Here is a 20,322-nt window from a genome sequence, read left to right on the forward strand (position 1 = left end):
CTAGATCACAAAAAAGACAATCCATAACAAAAAAGGATCGTCGGCATGCCAAAAATGGTGGCGACGATCCTTCGCCGGGGACGGGAAAGATGAGCCTGCGAGGCGGGGTTAACGCGGCTTCGGCGGGGGGCTGTCAGGCTAATCGGGGTAACGAACGGTAGGTAGTCTGGCGTCGTTTCGGCCAATGCAGGTATACTTGGCAGATGTTTCCTCAGTTTCAGACATGCAGATGACAAAACTCACCTTACAAGAGCAGATGCTCAAAGCCGGCCTGGTCAGCAGCAAAAAAATGGCTAAAGTCCAGAGAACGGCGAAAAAATCCCGCGTTCAGGCCCGTGAGGCCCGGGAAGCGGTGGAAGAAAATAAAAAAGCTCAGCTGGAGCGCGATAAGCAGCTCAGCGAGCAGCAAAAGCAGGCGGTGCTGGCGAAAGAGTATAAAGCCCAGGTGAAGCAGTTGATCGAGATGAACCGCATTACGGTCGCCCGGGGCGATATCGGCTTTAACTTCACCGATAATAATCTGATCAAAAAAATCATGGTCGACAAGACCACCCAGACCCAGCTGATTAACGGCCGTCTGGCGATTGCCCGCCTGGCGGTGGATAACAAGCCCGAAGGTGAATACGCGATTATTCCGGCGGTGGTGGCCGAGAAAATCGCCCAGCGCGACGCCAGCAGCATCGTGTTGCACAGCGCCCTGAGTCAGGATGAGCAGGATGAAGACGATCCGTACGCCGACTTTAAGGTGCCCGACGATCTGATGTGGTAACCCCGGGCTTTCTCGCCGCGGGCGATCAGAACGGGCTCGCCTGCTGGATATGCATCAGCTCATGGCTGACGGGGTGGACAAAGCGCAGTTCGCTGGCGTGCAGCATCAGCCGCGGAGCCTGTTCCGTGCCGGGCAGCTCCCGGCCACCGTACAAATCGCAGCCAAGGATCGGATAGCCCAGCAGCTGGCAGTGGATGCGCAGCTGATGGGTGCGCCCGGTCTCCGGGGTAAGCGCCACCCGGGTTAACGCCAGCGCCCTCTCCCCATCCCGTGACTGATACAGGCGGTCAATGACCCGATAGCGCGAACGCGCCGGTTTGCCGTGCCGGGCGCAGAGCGACATGCGCGGGAAACGGGCCGGATCTTTGGCGATTGCCGCCTCCACGATCCCCTCGTCTTCCGCCAGGTGGCCGCACAGCAGCGCCGTATAGACCTTTGCCACCGTGCGCTGGCTGAACTGCTGACACAGCAAGGCGTTAACGTCTTTGTTGCGGGCCACCACCATCAGACCGGAGGTACCGAAGTCCAGGCGGTGCACCAGGGTGCAGCCCGGAAAGCGCTGAACCAGCCGGTGATGCACGGAGTCAAGGTTGCGCGGATCTTTGCCCGACAGGCTCAGCAGCCCGGCGGGTTTATTGATCAGCAGCAGGTGTTCGTCCTGATACAAGAGGGTGATCTGTTCGCGGCACGGCGGCGCGACAAAGGTATCGATAATGGTGGACATCAGGCGGCCCGAAGAAGGAGTGGCTGGCGATAGTACCCCATTTTGGCCGCCGGCACGATGCTGGCGCACAATCCGCCCTCGCGGCGGCGTCATTTATCACCCACACTTATCGCAAAGGCATGGCCTGCACAGGCAATGTGCTTTACACTGCGCGCTGCAAAATTTGTGTTAACCAACGAGTAATACGGTAATGGCGATGAACGGAACAATCACAACGTGGTTTAAAGATAAAGGTTTTGGATTTATCAAAGATGAAAACGGCGAAAATCGTTATTTTCACGTGATTAAGGTCGCCAATCCTGATCTTATCAAGAAAGACGCGGCGGTGACTTTCGAACCTACCACCAACAATAAAGGGCTGTCGGCCTACGCGGTGAAGGTCATTCCGGAGAGCAAATATATCTATATTGCCGGCGAGCGGCTGAAGCTGACCTCCATTAAATCCTATGTGGTGTACCATGAGGAGGAGCCGGTCGAGACCCGCGTCGATAAAGAAAACGCGGTGCTGTCGGTCGGGCTGCTGATGAACAGCATCCGGCCAAAATCCACAGTGCAGCCGGGAGAGATGCGTTCGGTGAAAAAGCTGGCGATCACCACCTTTCAGGGGACAACCCTGATCTTCTCGGAAGACGAAATCGATATCGATGCCACGGTAAAACTGCTTAAGGTGTAAGCCCCGGCGCGCGGTTTCCCGCGCGCCCGAAGACCTGCCCGATATGCTACCCGCCATCGCCCCTCGCCGGACGGGGCGATGGCGCCAGACAGCCGATAAGGATGCCGCCGCCATGCCCGTAAATTTTGACTTCAACGATCTCTACGCCTTTCGCGCCCTGATGGAATATGGCAGTTTTCGGCTGGCGGCCGAATCCATCTGCCTGTCGCAGTCGGCCCTTAGCCGACGCATCGAAAAGCTGGAGACGGCGCTGGGCAACCGGCTGTTCGAACGTACCACCCGGCGGGTGACCCTCACGCTGTATGGGCAGAATTTTGCCGAACGTTCGGAGCAGCTGCTGGCCCATGTCGAGACGGTGCTGGCGGATATCAGCCAGGTCAGCAAGGCGCGCACCGGGCTGGTGACGGTGGCGACGGTGCCCTCCGCCGCCTACTACTTTATGCCGGAAATCATTCGCAGCTTTCAGGCGCGTTATCCCCAGGTGCGCATCCGGTTGACTGACAGCAGCGTCGGCAATGTGATCGAGGCGGTCAGCAGCGGACAGGCTGACTTTGGCCTCTGTTTTGCCAAAAACCTGCCAGCCAGTCTCGAATTCACGCCACTGGCCGACGACCGCTATGTGGCCGCCTGTCGGTACGATCATCCGCTGGCGCGCAAGACGCACCTTAGCTGGCAGGCGTATTTTGAACAGGATTATATTGGCCTGGATCGGGTCTCGGGCAACCGGACGCTGCTTGACCGGGAGCTGGCGCATCTGACGCCGGCGCGGCCAAGTATCTGCGAAACCCGCCACGTCACCACGATGCTGGGGATGGTGGAAGCGGGCATCGGCATTGCCGCCGTGCCCGCGATGTCGATGCCCGCCGGGGAGCATTCCGTTCTCCGCGCTGTGCCGCTCACTGACCCGGTGGTCACGCGTACGGTAGGCCTGATCCGCCTCAGCGGCCGTATTCAGTCCTACGTGGCGGCAGAGCTGGAGAAGCTGATTATTGAACAGTATCCTTCTGGCTGACCGGCGCGGCGGCTGCCACGCTTCGCATACCGGTGGCGTGGATGGTCTCCTGCGCCGCCGGTGAGGCCAGATACGCCAGCAGCGCCTTGCCTTCCTGCGGGTGGTCGGCGCTGATGGTCACCGCCCCGGCAAAGCGGGTGATGTACTGCAGGTTATCCGGCAGTTCGCCAACGAAGGTCACGCCGGGTACCGGCAGCAGTTCGCTCACCTGCTGAAAACCGATCGCATACCGTCCCTTCGCTACTTCCGAGGCCACCGGAATGCGCTCCACCATCTGCGCTTTGCTCTGCATCGCGTCATCAATGCCCAGGGTGTGGAACAGCGTCGAGCTAACATAGCGTCCGCTGGCGCTGTCGGAGTAAGCGACCGACGGCGCCGCCAGCAGCGTCGCCCGCAGCTGGTCTGCGCTGTGGATAGCCGGCAGCGGCGCCCCCGCCTTCACCACCACGCCGATCGGCGAGTCGGCCAGCTCCCGGCGCGAATCCGGTTGTGTACGGCCCGCTTTCTCGAGGCTGGTCAGCGCGTCCCCGACCATAATCACCACGTCCGCGTGTTCGCCCCGCGCCAGGCGGTTAGGGATCGCCTGCGGCGTTTTCCCCATCGACGGGCCGGGGATCACCACGAGGTGGTTGCCGGTTTGTTTTTCCCACGCCGGGGCCAGCTTTTCCAGCGCCGCTTTGAAGCCGCCGGAGATCATCACGGTGACCTCTGCGGAGAGCGCGCTGCCGCCGGTGGCGGCCAGCAGCAGCGTGGCCAGCAGGGTTCCTGTCGTTTTACGCATCATCTTCTCCCTGATTAACGTGCTGTCTGCAGCGCAACGGCGCTACGGCGATAGAGATAACAGGTGGCCAGCAGGCCGCAGACCGCGGCAAAGCTCATCCAGTAGCCGGGAGACGCTTTATCACCGGTATACTCGATCAGCGCCGTGGAAATCACCGGCGTGAAGCCGCCAAATACCGCGGTCGCCAGGCTGTAGGCCAGCGAGAAACCTGCCACGCGCACTTCGGCGGGCATAATTTCGGTCAGCGCCGGGATCATTGCCCCGTTGTACATGCCGTAGATAAACGACAGCCACAGCAGCACGCTCAGCATCATCAAAAAGCTCGGCGCGTTCGCCAGCAGGGTCAGCGCAGGCCAGGCGGTAGCCAGCGCCAGCAGGGTCATGGCAATCAGCACCGGTCGGCGGCCAAAGCGGTCAGACAGCGCCCCGCCCACTGGCAGCCAGAAGAAGTTGGAAATCGCCACCAGCAGCGTAACCAGCAGGCTGTCAGAGGCGCTGAGCATCAGCACCTTTTTACCAAAGGTCGGCGCATAGACGGTGATCAGGTAGAACGCGGTGGTGGTCATCGCCACCATCATCATCCCGGCGATAACCACCTGCCAGTTCGCCAGCAGCGTGGCGAACACCTGGCGCATCGCCAGATGATGGCGGCGGGCCGTAAACTCCTGGGTCTCCTCCAGCTTACGGCGCAGGACAAAAATGAACGGTACGATCAGGCAGCCGAAGACGAACGGAATGCGCCAGCCCCAGCCGCTGATGGCGCTCTGCTCCAGCACCGCGTTGAGGGCAAAGCCCATCGCGGCCGCCACCATGATGGCAACCTGCTGACTACCCGACTGCCAGCTGGTGTAAAAGCCTTTGCGGCCCGGCGTGGCGATCTCGGCCAGATAGACCGACACCCCGCCCAGCTCGGCGCCAGCGGAAAAGCCCTGCAGCAGACGGCCGATCAGCACCAGCAGCGGCGCCCACAGGCCAATGGTCTGGTAAGAGGGGATCAGCACGATCAGGAAGGTGCCGGTGGCCATGATCGACAGGGTGACGATCAGCCCCTTGCGCCGCCCCACCTTGTCGATGTAGGCGCCAAGAACGATGGCGCCGATGGGGCGCATCAAAAAGCCGGCGCCAAAGACCGCGAAGGTCATCATCAGCGAGGCGAATTCACTGCTCGCCGGAAAAAAGGTATGTGCGATGTAGGTGGCATAAAACCCGAACAGGAAAAAGTCGAACTGTTCGAGAAAGTTACCGGACGTGACGCGCAGGATGGCGCCGATCCGGTCACGGGTACTCATCAGTGAGGTTGTCGAATGCATGCAGGTCTCCAGTTTGTTATCCACGCGTTGTCGCGCGCCTGTTGCTGAAGACTGAAACAGAACCGGGAACGAAATAAGCGTAATAAACGCATCCATTAATGCATTTTACGCATGAATAACATTTAACTAATTAACATTACTTTTACATACAATCATTTAACACATGCCGTGCTAACCACGCCGCGGGTGACGGCGAAAAAGTCAGTTTTCCGTTTTGTGACCGAGGCCAGGATACGTCGCCGTGGGTTGACGGCATAAAAACCCTGGCCTGGGGTGAGGATACACGCTGCCGGCCGCAAAGCGCGTCAGGAAGCGGAAGCGGCGGACTCCCCCACCAGCGTCTGCAACAGAGCGATCAGCCAGCGGGTAGCCTCGCGTTTCCCGCTGCGTTGGTGAGCGTAAATCTTGACGTCAAACGGCGGAACCGGAAACGGCAGCGGGAAAATGGTCAGCCGGGCGGCGCGGGCCATCGTCTCCGCCGCTCGCCGGGGCAGCGCCATCAACAGGTCGCTCTGCTCAATAATGAAGGGCGCGCTCAGCATCGAGGGGGTTTTCATCGCCACCTGCCGCGAATAGCCCTGCCGCTCAAGCTCACAGTCCAGGACCCCCTGCTGCTCATTCCACGGGGTCACCACCAGATGACGGGCCGCAAGGTAGGCGTCCAGGGTCAGCGCCGTCCGGTCGGCCTGGCTGATGACCACATATTCGTCCCGCAGCCAGTTAATCTCCTCAAGATCGGGATGGGCTGGCTCGTCAGGGGTATTGAACCCGAGGGCCAGGTCGACCTCGCCCGCCAGCAGCTCGGTCAGCGCCGGGCTGTGGGGCAGATAACGGAGCTCAAACCGCAGCCCAGGCGCCTCACGCTGCAGGTGGTGCATCAGCGTCGGAAAGACGCAGAACGCGGTGAAATCGGTGATCGCAATCTGCATGCAGTCGGTGCTGGCGGCCGGCACAAACGCCGCCGGCGGCGTCAGCTCCTGGTTAAGAAACTTCAGCGCCGAAGCAATAGAGGGCGCCAGCTGGCTGGCATAGACGCTGGGGCACATCCGGTGCCCTTCGCGATAGAACAGCGGGTCGTTGAGGGCGCTGCGCAGCCGGGAAAGCGCGTGGCTCAGCGCCGAGGTGCTCATCGCCAGCTCTTCCGCCGCCAGGCGCACCGAGCGGGAGCGATAGACCGCGTCAAAGACCGGCAGCAGGTTGAGGTCAATCCGGCGCAGGACAGGATGCATAATATTCATCGTTTGCTGATTTCATTGCACTTAATTCTTTTCACAATACCGCTTATCCTCAGGGTCAGCAATTTTGCTCTCTCTTTTGACTATTGATACAGGACGCCCCATGAGCATCACGATCCGCCAGGCCACCCCGGACGACGCCACCGCTATTTACGACATGATTTATGAACTCGCGGTCTACGAGAAAGCCCCTGAAGAGGTGGTGACGACGGCAGAGGAGATCAGAGAGACGCTGTTTGCCAGCGGCAGCAAAACCGAAGCGCTGATCTGCGAGGTGGCGGGCAAAGCGGTGGGCTACGCGGTGTTCTTCACCAGCTATTCCACCTGGCTTGGACGCAATGGTATCTATATGGAGGATCTGTACGTCACCCCCGACTTTCGCGGGATAGGCGCCGGAAAAGCGCTGCTGAAAACCATCGCGCAATATGCTGTACAGCGTCAGTGCGGGCGTCTGGAGTGGAGCGTGCTCGACTGGAACCAGCCGGCGATTGATTTCTATCTGAGCATTGGCGCGCAGCCGCAGGATGAGTGGGTGCGTTATCGCCTCACGGGCGATGCGCTGCGGGCCTTTGCGGAGTAAAGCGGCTCGCCAGCAGGTCGGCGCCAGGCGTCGACCTGCTGGCCGCGGATCAGGCTTCGACCGCGCTATTCTGCAGCTGCGGACCGGCCAGCGCCAGACGCGCGCCCGCTTCGGTATCGCTGTACTGCTTAAAGTTATCCATAAACAGCTGAGCCAGGCTCTCGGCCTTCTCCTGCCACTTATCCGCTGAGCTCCAGCCATTGCGCGGATCCAGCACCGCGCTGTCTACCCCTGGAATGCTCTGCGGGATCGCAAGACCGAACACCGGGATGGCCTCATCGCGCAGCGGGCCGGTAGTGCCGTTGAGGATCGCGCTAATGATGCTGCGGGTATCGCGCAGCGACAGGCGTTTGCCCTCGCCGTTCCAGCCGGTGTTGACCAGCCAGGCTTCCGCACCGGATTCCGCCATCTTCGCCGCCAGTACGCTGGCGTACTGGGTTGGGTGAAGCAGCAGGAACGCCGCGCCATAGCAGGCGGAGAAGGTCGGCGTCGGCTGGGTAATGCCGCGCTCGGTACCCGCCAGCTTCGAGGTGAAACCCGACAGGAAATGGTACTGCATCTGCTCGGTGGTCAGACGGGAGACCGGCGGCAGGACGCCAAACGCGTCGGCGGCAAGGAAAATCACCTTCGACGGATGGCCCGCACGGGACACCGGCTTGACGATATTGTCGATATGCGACAGCGGATAGGAGACGCGGGTGTTTTCGGTTTTGCTGCCGTCGGCATAATCCACGCTGCCGTCAGCGCGCACCACCACGTTTTCCAGCAGCGCATTGCGGCGGATGGCGCCATAAATCTCCGGCTCCGCCTGCGGGTCGAGATTGATGGTCTTGGCGTAGCAGCCGCCTTCAAAGTTAAACACGCCGTCATCGTCCCAGCCGTGCTCGTCATCGCCAATCAGCTGACGATGCGGATCGGTCGACAGGGTGGTTTTGCCGGTCCCGGAGAGGCCGAAGAACAGCGCCACGTCCCCTGCTTCGCCACGGTTGGCCGAGCAGTGCATCGACGCGATGCCTTTCTGCGGCAGCAGGTAGTTCATGACCGAGAACAGCCCTTTCTTCATTTCGCCGCCGTACCAGGTGCCGCCGATGAGCTGAATACGCTCGCTGAGATTAAAGGCGACGAAGTTCTCGGAGTTCATCCCCTGCGCCTGCCAGTTGGCATTGGTGCAGCCCGCGCCGTTGAGCACCACGAAGTCTGGCGTAAAGCTGGCCAGCTCGTCTGCGCTCGGCACGATAAACATGTTTTTGACAAAGTGAGCCTGCCACGCCACCTCGGTAACGAAGCGTACGCCAAGGCGAGTGTCCGGGCTGGCGCCGCACCAGGCGTCGATGACGTACAGTTTTTTACCGCTCAGCTGGCCCGCGACCAGGCTTTTCAGGCTGCGCCACACGTCTGGCGATAACGGTTTATTGTCATTGCGGCCGAGGCCGGAGTCTGCCCACCAGACGGTGTCGCGAGTCTGTTCGTCGCGGACGATATATTTATCGCGCGGTGAACGGCCGGTGAAGATCCCGGTATCAACAGCCACAGCGCCAGAGTCGGTCATCACGCCGCGGGCCGCGCCGGTCAGCTCAGGAGCGGTTTCATGTGCAATAAGCAAATCGTAATCAGGGTTGTAAAAGAATTCGCCGCTTGCATTAATCCCCAGCTCCTGCAGAGCCATTTTAACTGATTCAATTTGTTGTGACATGGAACTCCTGACAAACTATTTAAGGTAAGAGGCCTGGGTTATTCATTGCTTTCGTCATCGTCGCCGGCGATTTAATAAGATAAGTCCTGGACAATAAAATAAAGCAATAAATAACCGTGAGTCGCGATTTCATATCGTGCTCATGTAGGGTCGCCGATATGCATTCATAAATCTCAACTTTCCAAAAAATGTTAACACCTGTCGATAATTATGTTAATTGCATAGTTTCTATGCGCTATGCTAAAATTGCATAGCCTTTATTACGTTTTTGAGGACTGGATCGGTGTTGGCAAATCTGGAAGTAAAATGGCTGTATGATGTGATTGCCCTCGAGGAGTCGCGCAGCTTTACCCTGGCGGCCAAAGCCCGCAACATCTCTCAGTCCTCGTTCAGCCGGCGCATCCAGTCGCTGGAGGCCTCCCTCGGATTCAGCATCTTCGATCGTAGCGCCAACCCCCTGCAGCTGACCAACCGCGGGAAAATTTTTGTCGGCTATGCGCGAAATATGCTCGATGACATGGATTTTCAGATCAGTCGTATTAAGGGGTTAAATAACACGACCCAGAAAATAAGAATCGACGCGGCCCCTTCGCTGTCGGTGTTATTGCTGCCGGAAATCATCGCCGGTTACACCGACCGTAAAAATAAGACTTTTCATGTTGAATCGATTAACGTCAACGACGCCGTATTTAATCTGAAAGAGGGAAAAAGCGATTTTATCCTCTCCTTCTATAATGAAGAATTAATGAACTATCCGTTTATTAATCATAAAATTTTTGATTCTTACCTGCACCTGGTCTCCCCCTGCGACGAACATGGCCGCCCGCTGTTTCATTTACATCGCGGCGTGCTGCCGCTGATGAAATACGCCAACGACAGCTATATGGGGCGCCAGGTCAATCAGGTGATCGACCGTACGCCGGAGATCACCTTCTCCCTTACGTTTGTCTCTTCCATGAGCGAGCTGCTCAAGCGCATGATCCTCAATGGCGACGGCGTGGGCTGGCTACCGCAATACTCTATTCAGCGCGAGCTGGACGAAGGCCGACTGACGATCCTCGATGACCGCCTGTCGCTGCCCATCGGCGCCTGGCTCTACCGCTCCGGCTCGCGGCTTAACCAGGCCGCCGAACGTTTCTGGCAGCACATTAAAACCCGTAACGAACCGCGGGAATAACCCCCTCAGCCGCTGATCCCCAGATATGCCTTACGCACCTCCGGGTCGTTGAGCAGCGCCTGGCCGCTGCCGCTCAGGCGGATCTGGCCGTTCACCATCACATAGGCGCGGTCCGACAGGTTAAGGGCATGGCGGGCATTCTGCTCCACCAGAAACAGCGTCATCCCCTGGGCCGTCAGCTCGCGCAGGATCTGAAAAATCTGCTTCACCACCAGCGGCGCCAGCCCCAGGCTCGGCTCATCCAGCAGCAGCAGGCGCGGTCGGCTCATCAGCGCCCTGGCGATGGCCAGCATCTGCTGCTCGCCGCCGGAGAGGGTCATCGCCCGCTGTCCCCGCCGCTCTTCCAGCCGGGGGAACAGCTGGTACATCCGCGCCTTGTCTTCGGCCTGATAGCGGTTGCCGATGGCAATGGTCCCCATCAGCAGATTCTCCTCGACGGTCATATCGGGAAAGATGCGCCGCCCTTCCGGGGCCTGGGCGATACCGTTGCTGGCGATAAAGTGGGTCGATTTCCGGCTGATCGCCTCCCCGCGATAGAAAATCTCCCCGCCGGCAATGCGCGGCTGGCCGAAGACCGACATCAGCAGCGTTGATTTACCGGCGCCGTTGGCGCCGATCAGCGCCACCGTCTCCCCCTCGTTGACGGTGAGGGAGACCTGCTTCAGGGCCTGGATCGGCCCGTAGAAGACATCCACCTCATCAAAAGCAAGCAATGGCTGGCTCATCGGCGCGTCTCCTCTTCCTCAGCGCCAAGATAGGCGGCAATCACGCTGGCGTTGGCCTGGATCGCCTGCGGCGCGCCGCGGGCGATGACGTCCCCGTGATCGAGGACGATGATATGATCCGAAATCTCCATCACCATCCCCATATCATGTTCGATCAACAACACCGTAATGTCGTGCTGCTGGCGCAGAAAGCGAATAATCCGGCTCAGCGCCTGGGTTTCCACTGGGTTAAGGCCGGCGGCCGGCTCGTCCAGACAGATCATCTCCGGGCGGGTACACATGGCGCGGGCGATCTCCAGCCGCCGCTGCTGTCCGTAGGAGAGGGTCCCCGCCAGACGGTTGGCGCAGTCCACCATCTCCACCACCTCCAGCCAGTAAAAAGCGCGGTCCAGCGCCTGACTCTCCGCCTGCCGATACCCGCGGGTATTGAGGATCCCGGCCAGCAGATGGCGGTTAACCTGGGTATGCTGGGCCACCAGCAGGTTCTCAATCACCGACATCTCGCGGAATAAGCGAATGTTCTGGAAGGTGCGCGCCAGGCCAGCGCGGTTCACCAGATGGGTGCCACCGAACATCTTGTAATAGATCCGCCGTCCCAGCTGCGCCGGGTGAAGAAAATCGTCCGGGTGAAGCTTCTGCCCCAGCACCTGAATAACATCGGTGACCTTTTCCCGCGCCCGCAGCACGATACTGCCCCCCGTCGCCCGGTAAAAACCGGTCAGGCAGTTAAACACCGTGGTCTTGCCCGCGCCGTTGGGGCCGATCAGGGCGGTGATCGACCCCCGCTCCACCTCCAGATTGACATCATTCAGCGCTTTGATGCCGCCGAAATGCATCATCAGATGCTCAACGCGTAAGATGCTGTCGGTCATGGCGCGACTCCTTTTCGCAACGCAACCCCACTGCGGCTGGTGCGCACCAGGCCGCGCGGCCGCCAGATCATCATCACCACCATCAGCACGCCGAACAGCAGCACCCGATATTCGTCAAAACCGCGCAGCAACTCCGGAGTGACCGTCAGGACAAACGCCGCCAGCACCACTCCCAGGGTGGAGCCCATTCCCCCCAGCACCACGATCGCCAGGATCAGCGCCGACTCAAAAAAGGTGAACGACGTCGGGTTAACAAACCCCTGATAGCTGGCGAAGAACACCCCGGCGATGCCGGCGGTCGACGCGCCGAGCATAAACGCCGAGAGCTTCACCAGCACGTGGTTGAGCCCCATTGCCCGACAGGCGATCTCATCCTCGCGCAGCGCCTCCCAGGCGCGGCCGATGGGCATCCGCGTCAGACGATGTTTCACCAGCAGTACCAGCATCACCACCAGGCACAGTACGGCGTAGAGGAAGATAAATTTCAGGTTGGGGTTGTAGCTGACGTGGAAAAACTCATGGATGGGGATGCCGCCATCCTTAGCCCGGCGGGTAAACTCAAGGCCAAACAGCGTGGGGGACGGCACCGGTACGCCGTTGGGCCCCCCGGTGAAGCTCACCCAGTTGTTGAGCACCAGGCGGATAATTTCGCCAAAGCCGAGGGTGACGATGGCCAGATAGTCGCCATGCATGCGCAGCACCGGAAAGCCCAGCAACGCCCCGGCGAGGGCCGCCATCACCGCCCCCAGCGGCAGCATCGCCCAGAAGCCGAGGCCGAGGTACTGGTAGCCCAGCGCCAGGCCGTAGGCGCCGATGGCGTAGAACGCCACATACCCCAGATCGAGCAGACCCGCGAGGCCCACCACAATATTCAGCCCCAGGCCAAGCAGAACGTAGATCAGGCCGAGGATCGCCACGGTCAGCAGGTATTTGCTGGCGAGAAGCGGAAAGGCGATGGCCAGGACCACCAGCAGCGGCATTATCCAGCGCAGCCGCGAGCGGTAGCCCGGCGGCCGGACGTACACCCCGTCATCTGCCCCCTCAAAGCGGGCAATAAAGGCTTTTCCCCGACCACTCTGCAGCAGCAGGCTGAGCGCCAGCCTGCCGGCCATCACCACCGCCACCAGGATCGCCACCCGCGCGGGCGCGAGTGTAAAACCATACCCTTTGAGCACCACGCCGACGATCGGGCCAAAGACAATTAACGCGCAAAGACCGGCCAGCACGCTGTCGATCAGCGCGCTTTTGATATCCCGCGCAGGCTGGCGCGTAAATTCACCCATAAAGCCTCCTTAGACCTTGGCCACCAGCGGACGTCCCAGCAGCCCCTGCGGGCGAAAAATCAGGATCGCCACCAGCAGCGCAAAGGAAAAGACATCTTTGTAATCCGAATTCACCAGCCCGGCGAACTGCGCCTCGGCCACCCCGAGCAGCAGTCCGCCCAGCATCGCGCCAGGCAGCGAGCCGATCCCGCCCAGCACCGCGGCGGTGAAGGCTTTGATGCCGATAATAAATCCGATATAGAAGTCGAAGGTGCCGTAGTTCATGGTCACCAGCACGCCGGCCAGACCGGCCATCGCCGCGCCGATGACAAACACCAGGGAGATCACCCGGTCGGTATTGATGCCGAGGATCGCCGCCATGCGCCGATCCTGCTGGGTAGCGCGACAGATGCGCCCCAGCCGGGTGTACTGGATAATCCAGGTCAGGATCAGCATCCCCACCAGCGCCGCGACGAGAATAAACACTTTGGTCCAGGTGATCTGCACCACCCCATCGCCCACCGTCATGCGCAGCGCGCCGCTGAGCAGCGTCGGGATCCCCTGCTGGTTCGGCCCCTGGCTCAGCTGGACATAGTTCTGCAGGATCAGCGACATTCCGATAGCCGAGATCAGCGGCGCCAGCCGCGTCGAGTTGCGCAGCGGCCGGTAGGCGATGCGCTCGATCGCCCAGCCATATACGCCGGTGACCACGATGGTGAACACCAGGGTGGCGAAAATCAGCAGCGGAAAGGAGTGGATCCCGAAGAAAGAGAGCAGCGCCAGGCCGATGGCGCACAGATAGGCGGAGACCATATACACCTCGCCGTGGGCGAAGTTGATCATGCCGATGATCCCATACACCATGGTGTAGCCGATGGCGATTAAGCCGTACACTGCGCCCAGCGTCAGCCCATTGATCAGTTGTTGCAGAAAAAACGCCGTCATAGCCCCTCCAGCCGCCAGGCAGACGGCCGCCGGGTTCCGTTCCCGGTCGACCGCCCTCATGTGACGATTCGCAAGTCAAAAGGACAGAGCGTCCTCAGGTCGTGGCCGATCAGAGCTGGTGATATTTGCCCTTGTCGTCCCACTGATAGACCACGTAGTCGGACACCTTGAGGTCGCCTTTGCCATCCCAGGCTTTCTTGCCCATCACCGTATCGACGTCGTGGCTCTTCAGCCAGTCGCTGGCTTTGGCGTTATCGGTACCCACGGCGTTCCAGGCCGCGGCAATGGCCTGAATGGAAGCGTAGGCGTAGAGGGTATAGCCTTCTGGTTCAAAGCCGCTGGCGCGGAACTTCTCGATCACCGCTTTGCCTTCCGGGAGGGTGCGCGGGTCCTGACCAAAGGTCATCAGCACGCCGTTGGTGAACTGCGGCCCGCCGGCGGCCGTCACCAGCTCCTCGGTGACGATACAGTCGCCGGAGAAGAATTTAGCCTGCACCCCCTGCTCGCGCATCTGACGCACCAGCGGGCCCGCCTCAGGGTGACAGCCGCCAAAGTAGACCACGTCCGGCTTGAGGGCGCCGATCTTGGTCACCAGGGCGTTAAAGTCTTTTTCACCGCGGGAGAGGCCTTCGTACAACACTTCTTTGGTGCCCCGCTTCGCCAGCGCCGCGCGGGTGGCATCGGCCAGCCCCTGACCATAGGTGTCTTTATCGTGGATGACGGCAATTTTCTTCGCCTTCAGCACATCCAGCATATAGTTGGCGGCAATCGCCCCCTGCTGATCGTCACGACCACACATGCGGAAAAGGTCCTTCATGCCGCGCTCAGTGATCTGCGGGTTGGTCGAGCCGGGGGTAATGGTCAGGATCCCGGCTTCGTCATATACCTCGGAGGCCGGCATCGTTGAGGAAGAGCAAAAGTGCCCCACCACGGCAGAGACTTTCGCTTCGTCCACCAGCCGGTTGGCCACCGCCACCGCCTGCTTCGGTTCGCACGCGTCATCCCCCTGCACCAGCACAATCTTTTCGCCTTTGATGCCACCGGCGGCATTGATATCGGCCACCGCCTGCGAGGCCCCCTTCCAGTACTGGGCGCCGTAGGTGGCGTTGGGTCCGGTAAAGGGCCCGGCGACGCCGATCTTCACGTCTGCCTGGGCGTAAAAGGCCATGCTCATACAACCTGCTATCACAACATGAAGCGTCATTGTTTTCAGTTTCAAAGACATTCGGATATTCCTCAGCGATGTAAAGCCTGGCGTCATGGAATGACGCAGAAAATATCACTTACTGTGTGGTGCCGACGTTGGCGCAGCGCCAGGACGGCCAGGGTGGAAGAAGCAAAAATCCCGCCAGGTAGAGAGGTCGCGCCGGAGCGCGGACGCCCCGGTCAGTGCGCACGCGACGGCAACCCGTGCCGCATCCGGCAAGGGCGCATTCCCTTTCAGGTCAGGAGATCGGTTGCCATCACGTGGCGAGCCGGACAACGCGGTATCCGTACCGGCCCGTGAGCTAAACATAGATGCAGTTAGCGGTCGCTGCGCGCCAGCGTGGTGCAAAAATGCGAATATGATCAACAGTGGTGATTATTTTGTTGCGGTAATGTGAAGATGATAACAGGAGAGCCCGTTAAAGGCTCTCCTGTGGCCTGGCGGCCGCTCAGAGTTGGCTGGTGAACGTTCGGGAGATCACATCCTGCTGCTGCTCGCGGGTCAGCGCGTTAAAGCGGACCGCATAGCCGGAGACGCGGATCGTCAGATTCGGATACTGCTCCGGGTGTTCTATCGCATCGAGCAGCTTTTCCCGGTTCAGCACATTGACGTTAAGATGCTGTCCCCCCTCCACCGTCTCCTCGTGGTGGAAGTAGCCGTCCAGCAGCCCCACCAGGTTGTTTTCCTGCGCCGACGGGGCTTTGCCGAGGGCCGCCGGCACGATGGAGAAGGTATACGAAATGCCATCTTTAGCGTAAGTAAACGGCAGTTTCGCCACCGAGGTCAGCGACGCCACCGCCCCTTTCCGGTCGCGGCCATGCATCGGGTTGGCCCCCGGGGCGAACGGCGTCCCCGCCCGACGTCCGTCCGGCGTATTGCCGGTTTTCTGTCCGTATACTACGTTGGAGGTGATGGTCAGGATCGACTGGGTCGGCACCGCCTGACGCCAGGTGGGGAGCGCCTGAATTTTGCGCATAAAGCGCTCCACCAGGTCGCAGGCGATGGCATCGACCCGATCGTCGTTGTTGCCGTACTGCGGATAATCGCCCTCAATGACAAAGTCCACCGCCAGCCCGTGGTGATCGCGCACCGGCTTCACCCGGGCATACTTTATCGCCGACAGCGAATCCGCCGCCACCGACAGGCCGGCGATGCCGCAGGCCATCGTGCGGTAGACGTCGCGGTCGTGCAGCGCCATCAGCGCCGCCTCGTAGCTGTACTTATCATGCATACAATGGATGATGTTCAGCGCGCTGATGTACTGCACCGCCAGCCAGTCCATAAAGTGGTCGAGGCTGGCCATCACGGTGTCATAGTCCAGCACCTCATCACGCAGAGGGTCGGTTTTCGGCCCCACCTGGATCTTCAGTTTCTCATCCACCCCGCCGTTAATCGCGTAGAGCAGCGTTTTGGCGAGATTGGCGCGGGCACCGAAGAACTGCATCTGCTTGCCGATCACCATCGGGCTGACGCAGCAGGCGATGGCGTAGTCGTCGCTGTGAAAATCGCTGCGCATCAGATCGTCGTTCTCATACTGCAGCGACGAGGTGGCGATAGAGACCCGGGCGGCATATTTTTTAAACGCCACCGGCAGCGCTTGTGACCAGAGCACGGTCAGGTTGGGCTCTGGCGCCGGCCCCATGGTGTGCAGAGTATGCAGGTAACGGAAGGTGGTTTTACTGACCAGGGTGCGACCATCCAGCCCCATGCCGCCCAGCACCTCCGTCGCCCAGATGGGATCCCCGGAGAACAGCGTGTCAAATTCCGGGGTGCGCAGGAAACGCACCATGCGGATCTTCATGATGAAGTGGTCAATGAGCTCCTGGGCCTGCTGTTCATTGAGCCGACCCGCCCGCAGATCGCGTTCGATATAGATGTCGAGGAAGGTGGCCGTGCGCCCCAGCGACATGGCGCCGCCGTTCTGCGACTTCACCGCCGCCAGGTAGGCGAAGTACAGCCACTGCACCGCCTCCCGGGCAGTGCGCGCCGGGTGGGCGATATCGCAGCCGTAGCGGGCCGCCATCTCCTGCATCTGCTGCAGCGCGCGCCGCTGTTCGGCCAGCTCTTCGCGCAGGCGCAGGGTGGCCTCCAGCGCCTCGCCGCGCTCCAGGGCTGGCTGCAGGTCGGCAAACTGCAGCTCACGTTCGCGAACCAGATAGCGGATGCCGTACAGCGCCACGCGACGGTAATCGCCGATGATCCGTCCGCGGCCATAGCCGTCCGGTAGCCCGGTGAGCACCCCCGACTTGCGACAGCGCAGCATATCCGGGGAATAGACGTCAAATACCCCCTGATTGTGGGTCTTGCGCAGCGCCGTAAACTGATACTCAAAGTCGGGATCCATTTCGCGGCCATAGGCCTCGAAGGCGCTTTTGATCATATTGATGCCGCCAAAAGGATGCAGGGCGCGCTTCAGCGGCTGGTCCGTTTGCAGGCCGACGATCCTTTCCAGTGGCTGGTTGATATAGCCCGCCGCGTGGGCGGTGATGGAGGTGGCGACATTGGTGTCGAAATCCACCGGCGCATGGGTGGCGTTCTCGACGCGGATCCCGGCCATTACCTGCTCCCAGAGGGCGGTGGTCGCTGGCGTCGCGTCGGCGAGGAAAGACTCATCGCCCTCGTAAGGGGTGTAGTTATGCTGAATAAAATCGCGGACGTCGATCTGCGTTTGCCACGCCGTACCGCGAAAGCCCTGCCAGGCCTCGGCGTATCGTACATCCTGGGTATCGATATCTACTTTCATGAACATCGTCTCTCTACAGAATAAAAAGTCAGGCCAGCGCCGCCGTGTGGATCCGCCCTAAGCGGATCGCATCAAGGGCAATCATGCGCTCTTCATTGGTAGGAATAACCGCGCAGCGCACCCGGCTGGCGTCGGCGGAGATCAGGCGTTCGCCGACCGAATTAGGCTGTTGGTTGCGGGCGACGTCCATCTCAAGGCCAAAGACCGCCAGCCGCTCGCTCACCAGCCGACGGATCAGCACCGAGTTCTCGCCAATCCCGCCGGTGAAAATAATGCCGTCGAGACGCTGCAGCGCGGCGGCGTGACCGGCAATATGACGGGCGATGCGATGGACAAAGGTTTTAATCGCCAGGCGGGCGCGGGCATGGCCCTCATGCCACGCCTGCTCCAGCACCCGCAGGTCGGAGGAAAGGCCGGAGATCCCCAGCAGGCCGGAGGCGGTGTTGGCCACCCGCTCCAGGTCGCTGAGGGTCTGCCGGGTTTCCCCGGCAATCCACGCCATGGCGCCGAAGTCGACATCGCCGCTGCGGGTGCCCATCATCAGCCCCTCCAGCGGCGTCATTCCCATCGAGGTGTCCACGCTGCGGCCGTTGCGCACCGCGCAGATCGAGGCGCCATTGCCCAGGTGGGCGATCACCAGGCCGCTCTCCTGCTCCGGCAACCCGAGCAGCGCCAGGGCGCGCCGGGACACATAGCGGTGCGAGGTACCGTGGAAACCGTAGCGGCGTACCCCGAGGTTCTGGTAATACTCCCACGGCAGACCATAGAGAAAAGCTTCCGGGGCCAGGGTCTGGTGAAAGCTGGTATCAAAGACCGCCACCTGCATCACTTGCGGAAACAGCCGCTGCGCCGAGGCGATGCCGCTGAGACTGGCGTAGTTATGCAGCGGGGCCAGGGACGATACCTGGCGAATGTTAGTGATAACCTCCTCGCTAATAATGACCGACTCGGTGAAGAGGTCGCCGCCGTGGGCAACGCGGTGGCCAATCAGGGCCACGCTGTCGATGAGGTCGCGTTGGGCTAATGCCCCGGCAATCGCCTGTAGGGCGCCTTCATAGCCGCGCTGCGCCAGCGCCACCGGCTCGCCGCCGTTGAGCGAGAGAAACGCCCGTTCCGCGTTGATGCCCTCGGCCACGCCGTTCAGCAGGCAGTCGCAGCTGGCGGCGTCCAGTACGGAAAATTTGATCGACGACGAGCCGCAGTTAATCACCAGTACTACCGGAAATTCAGTCATGTTGTACTCCGCGTGGCCTGAGCCGGATTAGAACAGTTTGTAAACGATATTGAGGATGGTCAGCAGACCAATGGCGGTCACAAAGAGGTTATCGAGACGGCCACGGTATTTGGCCAGCGAAGGCGCTTTACGAATGGCGTACATCGGCAGCAGGCACAGCAGCGAGGCGATAATCGGCGCGCCCATGGCCTCAATCAGGTCGAGGATATTGGGGTTGGCATACGCCACCACCCAGGTCGAGCCCATAATGAACACCATGCTCAGGGTATTGAGCTTGCCGCTGGAGACCCGGGTTTTATCCCCTTTATAGCCGAAGCGCAGGATCAGACCGTTCAGCCCCTCGAGGGTGCCGAGATAGTGGCCGAAGAACGATTTGAAGATGGCCACCAGGGCGATGATCGACGCGCCATACTCCAGCAGGGTGGCAAACGTGGATTTGGTGCCCGACATCGAGGCAAAGTGGTTCGCCAGATAGGAGAGCACCGGGATATTTTGCGCCTTGGCGTCCGCCATGTTCTGCGGCGAGAGGGTAAACAGGCAGCTGAAGGCGAAGAACATCACCACCGCCACCATCAGCATGCTGGCCCGGGAGATGATCTGTGAGCATTTGCGTTCGGTATACTCCCGGCCAAACTGCGCTTCATACTCTTCGCGTTTGGAGACCACAAATGAGGAGACGATCGGCGAGAAGTTAAAGGAGAACACCATGATGGAGATGCCCAGCCATACCGTCACCAGAATGCCGTCGTGACCGGTTAAGGCGATATCGCTGAGGTTGACCTGGTCAATCACCGCGCTATTCCAGTAAGGGATCAGGGACAGGGAGATCACCACCAGGCTGGCGATAAACGGCCACACCAGATAGCTCATCACCTTGACCATCAGGTCTTTACCAAACCAGATGACAAACGCCATCAGCAGCAGCAGGAGCAGCGCCACCACCCCGCGGTTGAGGGCCGGCATCTGCAGCTGGTTCTCCCAGAAGGTCATAAAGGTATTGGTGATCGTGACGCCATAAATCCACAGCAGCGGGCAAATGGCGAAGAAGTACAGAAAGGTGATCACCACCCCGCCGGTTTTGCCAAAATGCTCTTCCACCGTTTCGGTGATATTGCCGGAGGGGTTAGCCCCCGACAGGCATAGCCGGGCCAGCGCCCGATGGCAATAAAAGGCGATGGGATAGGCCAGCACCAGCATCACCAGGATCGGGATCAGCCCGCCGAAGCCAGCGCGAATAGGGAAAAACAGCACCCCGGCGCCGATAGCGGTGCCAAACAGGCCCAGGGTCCAGGTGGTGTCAGATTTACGCCAGGACGAAAGGCTTGTCTGGCTGGATGCAATGCTCTCAGTCGTACTCATATCCTGTCCTCACTTATGTAT

At 60.4% G+C, this 20,322-nt stretch carries 19 protein-coding genes; 6 read left to right on the forward strand and 13 right to left on the reverse strand.

The window, feature by feature from the left end; all coding sequences use genetic code 11:
• Window positions 1-229: 229 nt before the first annotated feature.
• Complete coding sequence (locus CWM57_RS08550; RefSeq protein ID WP_012967804.1) at window positions 230-769, forward strand: DUF2058 domain-containing protein; 540 nt, start codon at window positions 230-232, stop codon at window positions 767-769.
• Between the two features lie 25 nt (window positions 770-794).
• Here CWM57_RS08550 and CWM57_RS08555 read toward each other — a convergent pair whose 3' ends face one another.
• On the reverse strand, window positions 795-1,493 hold the full coding sequence (locus CWM57_RS08555) for an RluA family pseudouridine synthase (RefSeq protein ID WP_100675408.1): 699 nt from the start codon (window positions 1,491-1,493) through the stop codon (window positions 795-797).
• A gap of 190 nt (window positions 1,494-1,683) precedes the next feature.
• On the opposite strand from CWM57_RS08555, the gene CWM57_RS08560 reads away from it, so the two are divergent.
• Complete coding sequence (locus CWM57_RS08560) at window positions 1,684-2,166, forward strand: cold-shock protein (RefSeq protein WP_012541308.1); 483 nt, start codon at window positions 1,684-1,686, stop codon at window positions 2,164-2,166.
• Window positions 2,167-2,278: 112 nt separating this feature from the next.
• Window positions 2,279-3,178 (forward strand): LysR family transcriptional regulator, encoded by a 900-nt coding sequence (locus CWM57_RS08565; protein ID WP_100675407.1) that lies wholly within the window; start codon window positions 2,279-2,281, stop codon window positions 3,176-3,178.
• On the opposite strand, the gene CWM57_RS08570 is transcribed toward CWM57_RS08565, so the two are convergent.
• From CWM57_RS08570 to CWM57_RS08580, 3 genes are all read right to left on the reverse strand, one after another.
• Window positions 3,153-3,962, reverse strand: coding sequence for a substrate-binding domain-containing protein (locus CWM57_RS08570; RefSeq protein ID WP_165784162.1), 810 nt, complete (start codon window positions 3,960-3,962; stop codon window positions 3,153-3,155). The genes CWM57_RS08565 and CWM57_RS08570 overlap by 26 nt on opposite strands.
• A gap of 11 nt (window positions 3,963-3,973) precedes the next feature.
• Complete coding sequence (locus CWM57_RS08575; protein ID WP_074386166.1) at window positions 3,974-5,269, reverse strand: MFS transporter; 1,296 nt, start codon at window positions 5,267-5,269, stop codon at window positions 3,974-3,976.
• A gap of 305 nt (window positions 5,270-5,574) precedes the next feature.
• On the reverse strand, window positions 5,575-6,507 hold the full coding sequence (locus CWM57_RS08580; protein WP_012541307.1) for a LysR family transcriptional regulator: 933 nt from the start codon (window positions 6,505-6,507) through the stop codon (window positions 5,575-5,577).
• Between the two features lie 100 nt (window positions 6,508-6,607).
• Here CWM57_RS08580 and CWM57_RS08585 point away from each other — a divergent pair, with 100 nt between their 5' ends.
• On the forward strand, window positions 6,608-7,084 hold the full coding sequence (locus tag CWM57_RS08585) for a GNAT family N-acetyltransferase (protein ID WP_012541306.1): 477 nt from the start codon (window positions 6,608-6,610) through the stop codon (window positions 7,082-7,084).
• A gap of 49 nt (window positions 7,085-7,133) precedes the next feature.
• Here the strand turns inward: CWM57_RS08585 and pckA are convergent, their stop codons facing one another.
• Window positions 7,134-8,777 carry a phosphoenolpyruvate carboxykinase (ATP) gene (gene pckA, locus CWM57_RS08590; RefSeq protein ID WP_012541305.1) on the reverse strand — a complete coding sequence of 548 codons (1,644 nt, stop codon included), beginning with the start codon at window positions 8,775-8,777 and terminating at the stop codon, window positions 7,134-7,136.
• A gap of 283 nt (window positions 8,778-9,060) precedes the next feature.
• Between pckA and CWM57_RS08595 the strand changes: the two genes are divergently transcribed.
• Window positions 9,061-9,954: a LysR substrate-binding domain-containing protein gene (locus tag CWM57_RS08595; protein WP_008804342.1), complete on the forward strand. Its 894-nt coding sequence runs from the start codon at window positions 9,061-9,063 to the stop codon at window positions 9,952-9,954.
• A gap of 5 nt (window positions 9,955-9,959) precedes the next feature.
• On the opposite strand, the gene CWM57_RS08600 is transcribed toward CWM57_RS08595, so the two are convergent.
• From CWM57_RS08600 to CWM57_RS08620, 5 genes are all read right to left on the reverse strand, one after another.
• On the reverse strand, window positions 9,960-10,679 hold the full coding sequence (locus CWM57_RS08600) for an ABC transporter ATP-binding protein (protein ID WP_023290181.1): 720 nt from the start codon (window positions 10,677-10,679) through the stop codon (window positions 9,960-9,962).
• Entirely contained in the window at window positions 10,676-11,551 is an 876-nt protein-coding gene (locus CWM57_RS08605) for an ABC transporter ATP-binding protein (protein WP_061154166.1), read from the reverse strand. The genes CWM57_RS08600 and CWM57_RS08605 overlap by 4 nt, the downstream gene beginning before the upstream one ends.
• Entirely contained in the window at window positions 11,548-12,834 is a 1,287-nt protein-coding gene (livM, locus tag CWM57_RS08610; RefSeq protein ID WP_074385495.1) for a high-affinity branched-chain amino acid ABC transporter permease LivM, read from the reverse strand. Before livM ends, CWM57_RS08605 begins: the two co-directional genes overlap by 4 nt.
• Before the next feature lie 9 nt (window positions 12,835-12,843).
• Window positions 12,844-13,758, reverse strand: coding sequence for an ABC transporter permease subunit (locus tag CWM57_RS08615; RefSeq protein ID WP_004175489.1), 915 nt, complete (start codon window positions 13,756-13,758; stop codon window positions 12,844-12,846).
• 109 nt (window positions 13,759-13,867) lie between these two features.
• A complete protein-coding gene (locus tag CWM57_RS08620; RefSeq protein WP_162494489.1) occupies window positions 13,868-14,926 on the reverse strand; it encodes a branched-chain amino acid ABC transporter substrate-binding protein in 1,059 nt (352 codons plus the stop codon).
• Between the two features lie 289 nt (window positions 14,927-15,215).
• Between CWM57_RS08620 and CWM57_RS27545 the strand changes: the two genes are divergently transcribed.
• Complete coding sequence (locus tag CWM57_RS27545; protein WP_004225356.1) at window positions 15,216-15,362, forward strand: hypothetical protein; 147 nt, start codon at window positions 15,216-15,218, stop codon at window positions 15,360-15,362.
• A gap of 51 nt (window positions 15,363-15,413) precedes the next feature.
• On the opposite strand, the gene pflB is transcribed toward CWM57_RS27545, so the two are convergent.
• Genes pflB through tdcC form a run of 3 tightly spaced genes read right to left on the reverse strand, consistent with a single transcriptional unit; the run spans window position 15,414 to window position 20,301 of the window.
• Window positions 15,414-17,708: a formate C-acetyltransferase gene (gene pflB / locus CWM57_RS08625; protein ID WP_100675766.1), complete on the reverse strand. Its 2,295-nt coding sequence runs from the start codon at window positions 17,706-17,708 to the stop codon at window positions 15,414-15,416.
• 28 nt (window positions 17,709-17,736) lie between these two features.
• Complete coding sequence (tdcD, locus tag CWM57_RS08630) at window positions 17,737-18,942, reverse strand: propionate kinase (protein WP_074385494.1); 1,206 nt, start codon at window positions 18,940-18,942, stop codon at window positions 17,737-17,739.
• Between the two features lie 27 nt (window positions 18,943-18,969).
• Window positions 18,970-20,301, reverse strand: coding sequence for a threonine/serine transporter TdcC (tdcC, locus tag CWM57_RS08635; RefSeq protein WP_004200322.1), 1,332 nt, complete (start codon window positions 20,299-20,301; stop codon window positions 18,970-18,972).
• Window positions 20,302-20,322 lie beyond the last annotated feature (21 nt).

The sequence above is a fragment of the Klebsiella sp. G-Nf4 genome, from assembly GCF_002810615.1.
Taxonomy (GTDB): Bacteria; Pseudomonadota; Gammaproteobacteria; order Enterobacterales; family Enterobacteriaceae; genus Klebsiella; species Klebsiella variicola.

Bases quoted from the DNA above. Each gene is read 5' to 3' on its own strand.
- CWM57_RS08550 (WP_012967804.1), top strand. From the start codon at position 230: ATGACAAAACTCACCTTACAAGAGCAGATGCTCAAAGCCGGCCTGGTC.
- CWM57_RS08555 (WP_100675408.1), bottom strand. From the start codon at position 1,493: ATGTCCACCATTATCGATACCTTTGTCGCGCCGCCGTGCCGCGAACAG.
- CWM57_RS08560 (WP_012541308.1), top strand. From the start codon at position 1,684: ATGGCGATGAACGGAACAATCACAACGTGGTTTAAAGATAAAGGTTTT.
- CWM57_RS08565 (WP_100675407.1), top strand. From the start codon at position 2,279: ATGCCCGTAAATTTTGACTTCAACGATCTCTACGCCTTTCGCGCCCTG.
- CWM57_RS08570 (WP_165784162.1), bottom strand. From the start codon at position 3,962: ATGATGCGTAAAACGACAGGAACCCTGCTGGCCACGCTGCTGCTGGCC.
- CWM57_RS08575 (WP_074386166.1), bottom strand. From the start codon at position 5,269: ATGCATTCGACAACCTCACTGATGAGTACCCGTGACCGGATCGGCGCC.
- CWM57_RS08580 (WP_012541307.1), bottom strand. From the start codon at position 6,507: ATGAATATTATGCATCCTGTCCTGCGCCGGATTGACCTCAACCTGCTG.
- CWM57_RS08585 (WP_012541306.1), top strand. From the start codon at position 6,608: ATGAGCATCACGATCCGCCAGGCCACCCCGGACGACGCCACCGCTATT.
- pckA (WP_012541305.1), bottom strand. From the start codon at position 8,777: ATGTCACAACAAATTGAATCAGTTAAAATGGCTCTGCAGGAGCTGGGG.
- CWM57_RS08600 (WP_023290181.1), bottom strand. From the start codon at position 10,679: ATGAGCCAGCCATTGCTTGCTTTTGATGAGGTGGATGTCTTCTACGGG.
- CWM57_RS08605 (WP_061154166.1), bottom strand. From the start codon at position 11,551: ATGACCGACAGCATCTTACGCGTTGAGCATCTGATGATGCATTTCGGC.
- livM (WP_074385495.1), bottom strand. From the start codon at position 12,834: ATGGGTGAATTTACGCGCCAGCCTGCGCGGGATATCAAAAGCGCGCTG.
- CWM57_RS08615 (WP_004175489.1), bottom strand. From the start codon at position 13,758: ATGACGGCGTTTTTTCTGCAACAACTGATCAATGGGCTGACGCTGGGC.
- CWM57_RS08620 (WP_162494489.1), bottom strand. From the start codon at position 14,926: ATGGCCTTTTACGCCCAGGCAGACGTGAAGATCGGCGTCGCCGGGCCC.
- pflB (WP_100675766.1), bottom strand. From the start codon at position 17,708: ATGAAAGTAGATATCGATACCCAGGATGTACGATACGCCGAGGCCTGG.
- tdcD (WP_074385494.1), bottom strand. From the start codon at position 18,942: ATGACTGAATTTCCGGTAGTACTGGTGATTAACTGCGGCTCGTCGTCG.
- tdcC (WP_004200322.1), bottom strand. From the start codon at position 20,301: ATGAGTACGACTGAGAGCATTGCATCCAGCCAGACAAGCCTTTCGTCC.